At 60.9% G+C, this 12,954-nt stretch carries 9 protein-coding genes; 4 read left to right on the forward strand and 5 right to left on the reverse strand.

Translation table 11 applies throughout. From position 1 onward, the window contains the following. Positions 1–3: 3 nt before the first annotated feature. Positions 4–198: a hypothetical protein gene (locus tag JNO50_RS12560; RefSeq protein ID WP_189536359.1), complete on the reverse strand. Its 195-nt coding sequence runs from the start codon at positions 196–198 to the stop codon at positions 4–6. A gap of 299 nt (positions 199–497) precedes the next feature. Between JNO50_RS12560 and JNO50_RS12565 the strand changes: the two genes are divergently transcribed. Both JNO50_RS12565 and JNO50_RS12570 read left to right on the forward strand, forming a co-directional pair. Further along, complete coding sequence (locus tag JNO50_RS12565; protein WP_189536361.1) at positions 498–1,688, forward strand: amino acid aminotransferase; 1,191 nt, start codon at positions 498–500, stop codon at positions 1,686–1,688. Positions 1,689–2,177: 489 nt separating this feature from the next. Next, on the forward strand, positions 2,178–3,629 hold the full coding sequence (locus JNO50_RS12570) for an ADP-ribosyltransferase (protein ID WP_189536363.1): 1,452 nt from the start codon (positions 2,178–2,180) through the stop codon (positions 3,627–3,629). A 395-nt stretch (positions 3,630–4,024) separates the two neighbouring features. Here the strand turns inward: JNO50_RS12570 and JNO50_RS12575 are convergent, their stop codons facing one another. The 3 genes from JNO50_RS12575 to putA form a co-directional block, all read right to left on the reverse strand. Further along, complete coding sequence (locus JNO50_RS12575; protein WP_189536365.1) at positions 4,025–5,074, reverse strand: substrate-binding domain-containing protein; 1,050 nt, start codon at positions 5,072–5,074, stop codon at positions 4,025–4,027. Between the two features lie 154 nt (positions 5,075–5,228). Then, positions 5,229–6,425 carry a branched-chain amino acid ABC transporter substrate-binding protein gene (locus JNO50_RS12580; RefSeq protein ID WP_189536367.1) on the reverse strand — a complete coding sequence of 399 codons (1,197 nt, stop codon included), beginning with the start codon at positions 6,423–6,425 and terminating at the stop codon, positions 5,229–5,231. A 108-nt stretch (positions 6,426–6,533) separates the two neighbouring features. Then, positions 6,534–10,139, reverse strand: coding sequence for a trifunctional transcriptional regulator/proline dehydrogenase/L-glutamate gamma-semialdehyde dehydrogenase (gene putA / locus JNO50_RS12585; protein ID WP_229804901.1), 3,606 nt, complete (start codon positions 10,137–10,139; stop codon positions 6,534–6,536). A 337-nt stretch (positions 10,140–10,476) separates the two neighbouring features. Here putA and panS point away from each other — a divergent pair, with 337 nt between their 5' ends. Next, a complete protein-coding gene (gene panS / locus JNO50_RS12590) occupies positions 10,477–11,442 on the forward strand; it encodes a ketopantoate/pantoate/pantothenate transporter PanS (protein WP_189536371.1) in 966 nt (321 codons plus the stop codon). Further along, entirely contained in the window at positions 11,433–12,011 is a 579-nt protein-coding gene (locus JNO50_RS12595) for a hypothetical protein (protein WP_189536373.1), read from the forward strand. Before panS ends, JNO50_RS12595 begins: the two co-directional genes overlap by 10 nt. 9 nt (positions 12,012–12,020) lie before the next feature. On the opposite strand, the gene JNO50_RS12600 is transcribed toward JNO50_RS12595, so the two are convergent. Beyond that, on the reverse strand, positions 12,021–12,773 hold the full coding sequence (locus tag JNO50_RS12600) for an HAD hydrolase family protein (RefSeq protein ID WP_189536375.1): 753 nt from the start codon (positions 12,771–12,773) through the stop codon (positions 12,021–12,023). Positions 12,774–12,954 lie beyond the last annotated feature (181 nt).

Consider the following 12,954-nt stretch of genomic DNA (forward strand, 5'->3'; position numbering starts at 1 on the left):
CCGTCACGTACCCCGGCCGAGGCGCCAGCGCTGATCATGCCACAGCCGGTCGGCAAGGACGGGGTCGCCATCCGGGCAAGCCGTTTGCCGGAAGCTCGCAAAAAAACGATCGAAAAGGGGAAGAAGGACGCTCTGACGCGTGTCGTCGAGCACATCGGATACCGCGTGTCGCGGCTGGAAATGAAAGAGCGATGCCATAAGGCGGTTTTCCTAAAGATCGAGGCGTAAAGCCGGTAACTGTAAAGAACAGGGTCACCCGATAGCCGGGTAATGACGACCGGGCGGAGGCGATTTTCCGCTACATGCAAATTGAATGTCAACCCACTTACCGCCAGCCAGATAAAATACCCCCCTCTCCGCCACCCCGTTCTCTTCCCCCCGACCGGTTCTTACCACTATGCCGCCGACGATTTCCCGGAAATGTCCAGGTTTTGCCGTCCAATGCCCCTTGCGTTTGTGATATGGTTATACGGATCGACTCGTAAAGGAGATATGCAGTGTTCGAACATGTTGACGCCTTCGCCGGCGACCCGATTCTCTCGCTGATGGAAGCCTTCACCAAGGACGTCCGTCCGGAGAAGGTCAATCTCAGCATCGGCTTGTATTACGACGAACAGGGACGGCTGCCGCGCATGAAAGCGGTCGACATCGCCGAAGCCGCCATGGCACGGAATCCGCAGCCTTGCGGCTACCTGCCGATGGACGGCCTTGCCGGCTACCGCACTTCGATCCAGCACCTTCTGTTCGGCGAGTCTCACGAAGCCGTCACCAGCGGCCGCATCGCCACCATCCAGACCCTGGGCGGCTCGGGCGCGCTCAAGGTCGGCGCGGACTTCCTCCGCCGTTACTTCCCGCAATCGGCGGTCTGGGTCAGCGACCCGACCTGGGACAACCACGTGTCGATCTTCGAAGGCGCGGGCTTCACCGTCAACCGCTATCCGTATTTCGACGCGGGCACCCGCCGCGTAGCCTTCGACGCGATGCTCGCCACCCTTGACGGACTGCCAGCCGGCAGTATCGTGCTTCTGCACCCGTGCTGCCACAACCCGACCGGCTCGGACCTGACCCCCGCCCAATGGGACGAAGTGATCCGCGTCGCGAAAGCGCGCCGGCTGATCCCGTTCATGGATATCGCCTATCAGGGCTTCGGCGACGGCATCGATGACGACGCGTACGCGATCCGCGCCATGACCGACGCCGGCGTGGAGTTCCTTGTATCGAACTCCTTCTCGAAGATTTTCTCGCTGTATGGCGAACGCTGTGGCGGCCTGAGCGTCGTCACCGCCTCGAAGGACGAAGCCGCCCGCGTGCTCGGACAGCTCAAGTTCACCGTGCGCCGCAACTACTCCAGCCCGCCGACCCACGGCGCGCGCATCGTCGCCTCGGTACTGGGCGATCCGGAACTGAAGGCGATGTGGATCGCCGAAGTCGATGAAATGCGCGGACGCATCAAGACGATGCGCCAAACCCTGTTCGACGTGCTCAAGACCGAGCTGCCGGCGCTGGACTTCTCCCACCTCATCACCCAGAAAGGCATGTTCAGCTACACCGGGTTCAGCGTGGAACAAGTCAACGCCCTGCGCGAGCGCTTCGGCATCTACCTCGTCGGCTCGGGCCGCATGTGCGTGGCCGGGCTCAACACCGGCAACGCGCTGACCGTGGCCAAGGCGTTCGCCGCCGTGCAGTAAACACCGGACGGAAAACGACGGCCGGACAGGTTCGCCTGTCCGGCCGTTTTCTTGCTCATCGGCCGGAAAAGGCAAAAGCATAAAACAGCAGCGCGGTGAAATTCTCAACGCCGCCTCAGGAGCACGAGCTCAAGCCATTGCCAGCCCCCTCCCCTGAAAACCACTCTTGAATTCGGGTGGCGCACAGCCCTCCCTTCGCGCCGGATTCCCGCCCACCGAAAATTCCAACCCCAAAACATATCCATATCATTTCATCAATGCCATATGGAAGATTTTTTTATGAAATACACCAGCCAGACATTCTTCTAAGCTGTTCACGCCAAAATCAATGTATTTCATCCGTCGAAATCGACCATGAACAGGTGGCATTTGGTATTTTCTGCACGGCAAATTGTCGGTGCAAACGCTTAGCGACTGCGGTGTGAGAGGCCATCCAGATTGACAAGCATTTACAGGCGCAGAGCGATTATATCGTGAGGAGTGAGTCAAATGGGTATTGAAAGAGCAATTGCATACGCTGACAAACGTATCGTGCACATTAATAAAGAACATGAAAAAACCACGAACTTCAACAGCAAGTTGGATGCCGTCAGAAACACTCCGACAGAGCCAAAGAGGGATGACCCTTCTCCTTATGCAAGGCCAAGTTTCTTTGGAAAAATAAAAAAACTACTTGGCATCAGGACGCACACGTCCGATGAATCCGGCTCTCGGAAAGCCATTGAGAAAACGGACAAAAACCAACTCAAGACTCCTGTTCCCCGCACGAAAGGAACGAGCAACAAAGCCAACGACAACGCCGAGGATTACAACAAGAGCAAAAGTGCTCATCTATATGAACAACTGGTTCACGAGGCAAAAAAAATGTTGCTCACGATGTACCCAAACCTAATTGATGACAATGAAAAATTCAGCAAGGGAAGTGTGGACAATTATCTGAACTACGTTGAGAACGCACATAAAAACAACCAGCCACCAATTAATCTAAACGAATATATGTCATTACATGAATATGGCAATACATTTTTTGAAGATTTGAACAAGACACTGCGCAATGGTGAGCCGGATAAATATAAACCAGCGGTGGAAGCAATGCGAAGTGGCATAGAAAAATTGACCGATAATAAAGTAAAGAAAACCTTCAGAGGAGAGGGAGCAAGTGATTATATTTTCACCCAAGGCGGCAAGCAGCTTCGAAAAGCATTCACGTCGACAAGCAGCGATTTTAATGTAGCGCTCAATTTCGCCTCAAAAGACACAAAAAACAGCAAGCTCATGGTTGTGTTTGGACGGTCCGCGGCTTCCATTGATGGCATTTCAGGAAAGATAGGAGCACAAGAAGACGAGCTTCTTTATCCTGACGGCAGTGAGTTTTCTGTCCTTTTCAAATTCGACAAAAGTTACTTTCTCAAACCGAAAAACAATTCGTCAGCCAATACCATTGAAAATACCGACAAACATGTAGAAAACAAGACTGACCACTCTGTGTTTGATGAAGAAAAACTGGCAAATTTCCTGGAAAACGTTAAAGAACACGGAGAAAAAAGAATTGCGGATATAGTCGGCTCCGAAACCGACATGATGAAAAAACAAGGGACGAATGAAAAGAAAATTGAACAGAAAATCGAGTTTCTGAGACACATGCTGAACACGGAGCTAAAGAAAAAAATAGCTCTTTTCAAAAGCGGCATCCCGATTGTGATCATGGAAGAAGCCGGGCTTCCTCCTGACTCTGGTCATCAAGGATACATCGAGGCGCTGGGACTGGCGAAAGACACGCGAGCGCCGCGCGCGTCTATTGCCGGACATTTATCCTCCGCCGGCATTCTTGAAAATGCTGGAGAAAAAATAAAGAGCACCTCGAATAACCCATTTTTTTCAGTCCACTTGGCGACACCACTTCGGACTTTTTCCGATGCACCCGACGCGGCGGAGTCGTGACAGGTGGCCACTATCGCCAGGCTAAAGTTCGCGCGCGCCCACCCCTCGCTCGGACCGACTTGCCGCTAACCGGATGAATGAGGGGCGAATACCTGTTCGATGCTGGCGCGCACTTTGAAAATATAATTTTCGGCTTGCCGCCGATACTCTGACCGCGGTTGACCGGCGCCCCAGGAGGCCTCCTGATTCAGCCGTTCCTGTTCATAAGTCTGTTGTGGCCTGGTGGTTGGCGGGTAGCGTTTCAGTCAACGATACCCGCATCCACGCTTGAAACAATCCAAGTCCTCCGGACGAGCCCACCGCCTCCACATCGGCTCCCGGGGACTTTGGCGGCCACTGGATCGTTACCGAACATGCCGAATGATCTTGGCACGGCCTGCCGAGCTTCTTTTTCGTCAGCGCTTGCCTTCCTTGCCCATCCAGATGCGCTGGTATGCTTCGGCATAAGGCAGGCGCGAATCGATCTGAGCCGAACCCAACCCGGACAGTACCGGTCGCGTCACCAGGATGGGGCGGGACACATAGCCGCTTGGTGGCACTCCGGCGAACGCCCGGTTCAACTCGTCCGCCAGTTGCCAGCCCTGCTCGTTGACAGGTTCGGCCACGGTCGCCACCTGCTGCGACTGACCGGCGCGAATTCGCCCGATGGCCCGCGCGGAGCCATCCCCCGCCGAGATGTTCTCGATATCCCGACGTCCGGCCTCCAGCAACGGGTAATTGATTTCATCGAAGTACAGATCGTTGATGGCGAGGCTGTGCGTCCAGCGCGCGCCGAACCGGGCGTTGAGCCTTGCCACGGCGCCTTTCATGCGCGCCCCCACTTCGGAGAGCTTCACATTTTCAACGGTGAGAAGTTCGCAGCGCCGGCACGCCTGAATGACATCCCTCATGCTTTGCACCTTGGCGTTGGCGATGTCGAACCTGTCGTCACTGAAAATCACCACGCCCGGCCGCTTCGCATTGCGCGTCACATATTCGGCCGCGATCCTGGCCACCTCCCGGGGATCGGTCGTGACATTGGCGAACAGGCCTCTGCCGGGCCCCGGAGTGGCGACCGCATGCCAGCCCACCAGCACGATACCGGCCTGCCTGACCCGCGCGATCTCGTCCTCCGGCCCCCTGGCCTGCACACCGCCAAGAATAATGGCATCCGCCTTCCGGGCAATGGCGGCATCGAAGGCCTGACGGATTCGGACCAGATCGTCCCGACCGTCCACGGCCGTCACCGTCCATCCCAGCTGCCGCGCCGCATTGGCAAACGCGCGATACACGCTGGCGATCCCGCCATTACGAAAATCCTGGGCAAGGAACACCACGGCCTTGCCTGGCTGGCCCGGGGGACCGGCGGTCGGCCCAGCCCAGGCGCCGTCGGCGTCCGCCTGCCCGCCGACGCCCAGACTGGCGACAACAAGCGTAAGGACACGGACAGATCTCAGGATTTTCATTACGCCAGGCACCGGAAATTCATCGACGACCGTGACAAAATCATCACACGATTCTTGCAGGTTAGCAGAGGACGCCCGTTGCGCCCCATCCTTCAAACAAACAGCCCGGCATCGCCGGGCTGTCGGGTTGCTCTCGCCTGTCCGGCCAGGAGGATTACTTGGCCGCGCCGCCCAGGGTTTCGAGCACGGTCCACTGGCCGTTGACCACCTTGTACACGGTGATGCCGCCAATCTTCAGGTCACCCTTATCGTCATAGGAGATATGACCGGAAGTCACGCCATCGGTGTAATCGATCTTCGCCAGCACCGGCAGATAAGCCTTCGGATCGGACGAATCGGCCTGCTTCATCGCGGCGATCATCACGCGCGTCGCGTCATAGCCGTACGGCGAGTACGTCGCGACATCCACGTTGAATCGCGCCTTGTAGCGGGTGGCGTAATCCTTGCCCTTGGGCATCTGCTCGAGCGGCAACCCGGCGAGCGAAGCGATCGTGCCGTCGGCCTCCTTGCCGGCGATCTTCAGGAAGTCCGGCGTCTTGGTCATTTCGCCCGAAGCGAGCGGAACGGTGATGCCAAGACGTTTCATCTGCTTGGCCATCGGCGCGGACTGGGCATCGGCGCCGCCGTAGTAAATGATGTCCGGCTTCACCGCCTTGATGGCGGTGAGGATCGCCGCGAAATCGGTGGCCTTGTCGTTGGTGAACTCGCGCTTGACCACATTGCCGCCGGCCGCCTTGACCGCCTTTTCGAACTCGTCGGCAAGGCCCTGGCCGTACGCGGTGCGGTCATCGACGATCACGATCCGCTTGGCGCCGAGCTTCTCGACAACGAACTTGCCCATCACGCTGCCTTGCTGCGTATCGGACGTCATCGACCGGAACGTGGTCTTGAAGCCTTGGGCCGTGAAGGTCGGCGCGGTCGCCATGGCGATCTGCGGGATGCCCGCATCGGCGTAAATCTTCGATGCGGGGATGGCGGTGCCGGAGTTGAAATGGCCGATAATGCCGTTCATCTTCTCGTCGACAAAGCGCTGGGCGAGCTGGGTGGCGGTTTTCGGATCGGCCTGGTCGTCCTGGGCGTCCAGTTCGAACTTGACAGGCTTGCCGCCCAGCGTCGGATTTTCCTTGTTGGCGTCTTCGATGGCGAGCGTCACACCGTTTTTGTATTCTTCGCCGTAATGGGCCTGCGGACCGGTCAGGGGCGCCGCAAAACCGATCTTGACCACGGCCGCGCCACCCTGTGCCGCCGGGGCGGAAGCGTTGCCGGTCGGCGCGGCTTCATCCTTCTTGCCGCAGCCGGCCAGTGCGAGAGCCGTTGCCACAGCCAGCGAAGTCAGCTTCATAGAATTCATGCTTCAGTTCCTCTCCATCTTTTGTAGGGATCTGGCCATTTTTTCCGGCCAGTGTTGCTGCAGGCGACAGGATCGCCACCGGGGCCGTTCGGCCCCGGCGCGCCCCTCTCAATCGCCGATGCTCATCAGGCTGGCATTGCCGCCCGCGGCGGTGGTGTTGACGCTCAACGCGCGCTCGACCACCAGCCGGTGAAGATTGTACACGCCCTCCTGCGCCTCGATCAGCGGCACCAGCGCGCCATCGCGGCGGGCAAGCGTCCGTCGCGCCTCGTCGGCGGCGTCGCGCCCGCCGTCGAACAACACAGCGGACACGTCGGCGGCCAGTACATCCGGCACGATCCGGCCCCAGCCGGGAGCAAGCTCGGCCAGCGAGCGCGCGGCAGGCGCATCGCCCATGACCGTCCGGTTGCCGGTGGCCAGCGCGGCGGCGAACTGCAGCGCCAGACCTTCCGGCGTTACCGCGGCGCAGCCGATCTCGCCGCGCGGGGCGAACGTCAGCACATTGCGCTCTCCCGTCGGGCCCGGCAACACAGCCTCTTCGGCCAGAGGAGTGCGTTCGCGATCACGGCGCAGCGCCGCCAGCGCGACGGCATCGAAACCGTGCCCGGCGAGTCGCGCCTGCACTTCGTCGATCCGGGCGAACGACAGCTGCGACGGCGTCGTATCGAGTTTCGGCCGCCATGCCGCGCGGGTCAGTCGGTACAGGTAGAACGGACCGCCGGCCTTGGGCCCCGTGCCGGACTTGCCTTCTCCGCCGAACGGCTGAACGCCGACCACCGCGCCGACAATATTGCGATTCACGTAAACGTTGCCGGCGTGAACCTTCGAGACGATGTGCCCGATGGTTTCGTCGATCCGGCTGTGAATGCCGTGAGTCAGGCCATAGCCGGTCGCATTGATCTCGTCGATCACGCCGTCCAGCGCTTCCGCCTCGAAACGCAACACATGCAGCACCGGCCCGAACACTTCGCGCTCCAGATGCGACAGCCTGTCGATTTCGAACAGGGTCGGAGCCACAAAGGTGCCAGCGCTGGCCTCATCGGTCAAGGGCGTCTGGTGGCAAGACGACGCAATCGCCTTCATGCGCTCGATATGGCTCACCAGCCCTGCGCGCGCCTCGTCATCGATCACCGGACCGATGTCGGTGAAGAGTTTCGCGGGATTGCCGACCGTCAGCTCATCCATCGCGCCCCGGATCATCGCCAGTACCTTGTCGGCGATGTCCGTCTGCAGATACAGCACGCGCAGCGCCGAACAGCGCTGGCCAGCCGAATCGAAGGCCGAGGACAGCACATCCGCCACGACCTGCTCGGGCAGGGCGGAACTGTCGACGATCATGGCGTTCTGTCCACCGGTCTCGGCGATCAGGGGAATGTCGCCACCGCGTTCAGCCAGGGTGCGGTTGATGATCTGCGCCACTTCCGTCGATCCGGTGAAAATCACACCCTTGACCCGTGCGTCGGAGGTCAGGGCGGCGCCCACCACTTCGCCACGGCCCGGCAACAGCTGCAGCGCGGCGCGCGGCACCCCGGCGCGATGGAACAACCTGACGGCATGGGCGGCGATCAGACTGGTCTGCTCGGCGGGCTTGGCGAGCACCGTATTGCCGGCGGCCAGCGCCGCGGCCACCTCGCCCACAAAAATCGCCAGCGGGAAGTTCCATGGGCTGATGCACACCACAGGGCCGAGCGGCGTGTGGCTCGCGTTGTCGAAATGGGCGCGGATCTCGGCGGCGTAGTAGCGGCAGAAATCCACCGCCTCCCTCACCTCGGCGATGGCATTGGACAGCGTCTTACCGGCTTCGCGCACCGCAAGCCCCATCAGCGCAGCCATATCGTCTTCCATCAGGTCCGCCATACGCTCGAGCATGCCGGCGCGCTCGGCGACCGGCGTCGCCGACCAGTCGCCCTGGGCGGCCTCGGCAAGATCCAGCGCGCGCGCCGCCTCGGCGGCGCTGGCGTCGAGCACCTTGCCGACGAGATCGCGTCGGTCGGCGGGATTGCTCACGTCGCGGAACACCCCGTGCGTCACGTCGCCGTCGCCCAGCATGGGGAAGGCGGCCCAGGGCTGGTTTTCCGATTCGGCGAGGCCGCGTTCCAGGACACCCAGCACATGCTCGCTGGACAGATCAAGACCGCGGGAATTGCGCCTTGTGCCGCCATAAAGGTCGAGCGGCAGGGCGATCTTGCGATGGGGTGCGCCGGCATGGCGGGACGCCTCGGCGACCGGATCGGCGACCAGTTCGTCGATCGACACCGATTCGTCGACGATGCGGTTGACGAAAGAGGAGTTCGCACCGTTTTCCAGCAGACGGCGCACGAGATACGCCAGCAGCGTCTCATGGGAGCCGACCGGCGCGTAGATGCGGCAGGCGCGTCCCAGATTGGCTTCGCCGACGACCTGGTCGTAGAGGGTTTCGCCCATGCCGTGCAGGCACTGGAATTCGTAATCCTTGCCGGCGCCAAGACTGAAAATCGCCGACAGCGTATAGGCATTGTGCGAGGCGAACTGCGGATAGACCGCATCTTGCGCCGCCAGCAGTTTTTTCGCGCAGGCCAGATACGACACGTCGGTGTAGACCTTGCGGGTGTACACCGGATAGCCCGGCAAGCCATCCACCTGGGCGCGCTTGATTTCGGCGTCCCAGTACGCGCCCTTGACCAGCCGTACCATGAAGCGGTGCTGACTGCGGCGCGCCAGATCGACCAGATAATCGATCACGTACGGACAGCGCTTCTGGTAAGCCTGCACGACGATGCCGATACCCTTGAAGCCGGCCAGATCCGGGTCGTTGGCCAGCGCCTCGATCAGGTCCAGGGAGATTTCCAGGCGATCGCACTCCTCGGCGTCGATGTTCAGACCGATATCGTACTGGCGGGCCAGCATGAACAGGGATTTCAGGCGCGGCAGCAATTCGCCCATCACGCGTTCGTGCTTGGCGCGGGAATATCGCGGATGAATGGCGGAGAGTTTCACCGAAATGCCGGGACCCTCGTAGACGCCGCGGCCGGCCGAAGCCTTGCCGATGGCGTGGATGGCCATCACGTAGTCATTCATGTAACGCTCGGCGTCCGCTTCGGTCATCGCCGCTTCGCCAAGCATGTCATAGCTGAAACGATAACCGCGCGCCTCGCGCTCGCGTCCGTTGTCCAGCGCCTCCTCGATGGTCTCTCCGGTGACGAACTGCTTGCCGAGCATGCGCATCGCCATGTCCACGCCCTTGCGGATCAGCGGCTCGCCGCCCTTGGCGATCAGCCGGGTGACCGCGGAAGACAGGCCTTCGGCGCTATGGGAGGAAACCAGCTTGCCGGTCACCAGCAGCCCCCACGCGGCGGCGTTGACGAACAGCGAAGCGCTGTTGCCCAGATGGGATTTCCAGTCGCCACGGCTGATCTTGTCGCGGATCAGCTTGTCGGCGGTCGTTCGATCGGGAATGCGCAGCAGCGCTTCGGCCAGGCACATCAGCGCGATGCCTTCCTGGCTCGACAGGGAAAACTCGTGCATCAAGGCGTCGACGCCGCTCGAGCGGGTCCGCTTGCTGCGCACCTGGGCGACCAGGCGCCGCGCCAGTTCCTGCACCGACGCCAATTGCTCCGCGCTCATCGCCGCCTGGGGCAGCAGGGATTGAACACATTCTCGTTCATCACGGCGATAGGCCGACGTGATACTGTCTCGCAGCGCGGATTGCGCGTGAGCAAAGGCCTCAAATTGCATGGAAAGCTCCCGTTTGTTGTCGTGCCACCGTGGGTGCCGCCGGGGCCTTTTCGGCCTCTTGGAGTCGGACATGAAAAAACACGGTGCGGATAACTGTCTATTGTATACAGATTGGCCGTACTTCTGTAAGACAATATAAAATCCTTACTTTGCCTCATCAGGAACTAACTGGCCGCAACCCGCGTCCCAGCGTAGCTCGCTGTTTTTCATAACAATGAAACAAAAATGACATCATGTTGCAAGCTTGCAACCTTACCGGGAGAAACATCATTCCGGTTGTTCTATCGCATGCAAATGTCACAATAATCACCCGCTTCCGCGCAAAAGGATTTCCGGCATGACCGCACTACTGACGCGACTCTTTCCGCTATGGGCCATCGCGCTGTCGATCGCCGCCTACTTCCGCCCCGCGGTGTTCACACCGCTCTTGCCGCATACCGGACTGATGCTGTCCCTGATCATGTTCACCATGGGACTCTCCCTGACCGTCGACGACTTCCGCCGCGTATTTCTGCGCCCTGCGCCGGTGCTCGCCGGAATCGGCCTGCACTACCTTGTGATGCCTCTGGCCGCCTTTTTGCTGGCCAGGCTGTTCCGGATGCCGCCAGAACTGGCGGCGGGAATGATCCTGGTCGGCAGTGTGGCCAGCGGCACGGCCTCCAACGTCATCATTTACCTGTCCCGCGGGGAAGTCGCACTGTCCGTGACGGTGACGGCGCTGTCGACACTGGTCGGCGTGGTCGCGACTCCGCTGCTGACCCGCCTCTATCTGGATGCCAGCATCCATGTCGATGTCGTCGCCATGCTGTTGAGCATTCTGCAAATCGTGATCATGCCCATCGTCCTGGGACTTGCCGCCAAGCGGCTGGCCGGGACGGCCCTCCACCGCATCGAACCGGTCCTGCCATTATTATCGATGATCGCCATCGTCCTGCTGATCGCCGCCATTGTCGGCGGCAGCCAGAAACACATCGCATCGGTGGGCATGGTAACGGTGCTCGCCATCGTGCTGCACAACGGCATCGGGCTGTTCTTCGGCTACTGGGGCAGCCGTCTGCTCGGCTTCGAGGAATCGGTATGCCGGACACTGGCGATCGAGGTGGGAATGCAGAATTCGGGGCTGGCCGCCCAGCTGGGCAAGATTTATTTCGGGCCCCTCGCCGCCCTGCCCGGGGCGCTGTTTTCCATCTGGCACAACATCACGGGCTCGCTGCTCGCCGCCTATTGGCAAGGCAGACCGGTCCGCCCGTCGCCGGACCGCCCCGCACCGGCCGAACACGGCGCCGCCCGCAAATGGAACTGACAACCTCAAACGCCCCGGCGCGTCCCGCGCGTCAGGCCGGATGGTTCATCGCCGCCTCGCTGGCGCTGCACATTGTCGTGATTCTCGCGCCATGGCGCACCGCCGGACCGACGCTCTTACCGGCAAAGCCCGAGGCGCTGCGCATTATTCTGGCGACACCGGCGCGGGAGGCTGCGCCCGTCGCGCGCCCCTTGACCACGCAGGCGCCTGCCACGGAAAAGCGCCCGAACCGGCCGGCACCCCGGCCTCGCGTAACGGCGGAACACACCGCGCCATCCGCACCGCCAGTGGAGTCCCAGACCGTCGCGCCTCCTCCGGTGCGCATCGACCGGGAGGCCATCCGCGACGCGATCGGCGCAGGCAGGGCCGGCAGGACCAAGGGCGCCGGCAAAGACGATCTGCCGTCCGCGCTGCGCCCTGACGCGCCGGTCAAAAAGGAAAGCCGTCTTTACAAGGGGATAGACAGGAGCGAGCGGATCAATTGCCGGAACGCGTACGCGCAGCTCGACCTCCTGGCCGTGCCGTTCCTGATCAGGGACACGCTCACCGACTCCGGCTGCAAGTGGTGATGCTTGCGATCAGGTGGCCAGCCGGCGGAGCGTCTCGATGAGACGCGTGTCGAAGCCGGGCCCCGAAGGCAAGCGCTCGCTCGCCAGTTCCGCAAGTCCCGGGTGCTCGCCGATCTGCACCGAATGCGCCGCATGCCGGAACATCGGCATGTCATTAAAATCGTTTCCGAAGCACACGAACTGACCGGCGCCTACCCCGTAGTCCGCGAGCGCGGACATCTTGTCGACGCCGTGACACGTCATGTCGAACAGCTGCATGTCGGAGTGTTGGTGCACGGCCACGGACAGCGACTGCACCTCGCGGCGGAAACCCGCCGGATCATCGCAGTGCGCGACGAGGAACTTCACCGGATTCTCGACCTCATGATGCTCGACATGCCGGCCGAGGCAGCCCGGATCGATCAGGGAAAAGAACGGATGCGAGGTATCGCCGCTGACATGATAATCCCAAACCAGATCCACCAGATAGGCTGCCCGGTACCGGGCAGCCAGATCCCGCAGCGAATCGTAAGTCTCCGGGGGCAGGCAATTGAGACGCACCGGCACTCCCCCCTCGCAAGTCATGGCGCCATTGGCACCGATCAGCAGCGCGTCGTGAAAACGTTCATCCAGCACCGGCAGCATGTCGCGATGGGGCCGCGCGGAAGCAAAACCGATGGTGTGGCCATCGAGGCGCAAATCATGAAGGGCATCGGAGATGGACGGACTGACAGGCTTGCCCTGAAAAACCAGGGTGCCATCGAGATCGAAAATGAGATTCATCCCCGCATCTTGCCAGCAGTCCCGCAGCGCGGCAAGGACCGGCGACCGAACCGGATCGCCCGCTCCGGAAGTCCGATGCCCCTTATCTCACAGCCCTCGATATTAAACAGTCAATTAAAATAGTGTAAACCAACTGGATTTCCGAAAGCCGTGGCCTATAGTGGGTTACCACCCCCGACCC

Origin of the sequence: Paludibacterium paludis, assembly GCF_018802605.1 — a bacterium.
Taxonomy (GTDB): domain Bacteria; phylum Pseudomonadota; class Gammaproteobacteria; order Burkholderiales; family Chromobacteriaceae; genus Paludibacterium; species Paludibacterium paludis.

Excerpts from the sequence above, each read along its gene's own strand:
- putA (WP_229804901.1), bottom strand. The coding sequence starts at position 10,139 with ATGCAATTTGAGGCCTTTGCTCACGCGCAATCCGCGCTGCGAGACAGT.
- JNO50_RS12580 (WP_189536367.1), bottom strand. The coding sequence starts at position 6,425 with ATGAATTCTATGAAGCTGACTTCGCTGGCTGTGGCAACGGCTCTCGCA.
- JNO50_RS12570 (WP_189536363.1), top strand. The coding sequence starts at position 2,178 with ATGGGTATTGAAAGAGCAATTGCATACGCTGACAAACGTATCGTGCAC.
- JNO50_RS12600 (WP_189536375.1), bottom strand. The coding sequence starts at position 12,773 with ATGAATCTCATTTTCGATCTCGATGGCACCCTGGTTTTTCAGGGCAAG.
- panS (WP_189536371.1), top strand. The coding sequence starts at position 10,477 with ATGACCGCACTACTGACGCGACTCTTTCCGCTATGGGCCATCGCGCTG.
- JNO50_RS12560 (WP_189536359.1), bottom strand. The coding sequence starts at position 198 with ATGGCATCGCTCTTTCATTTCCAGCCGCGACACGCGGTATCCGATGTG.
- JNO50_RS12595 (WP_189536373.1), top strand. The coding sequence starts at position 11,433 with ATGGAACTGACAACCTCAAACGCCCCGGCGCGTCCCGCGCGTCAGGCC.
- JNO50_RS12575 (WP_189536365.1), bottom strand. The coding sequence starts at position 5,074 with ATGAAAATCCTGAGATCTGTCCGTGTCCTTACGCTTGTTGTCGCCAGT.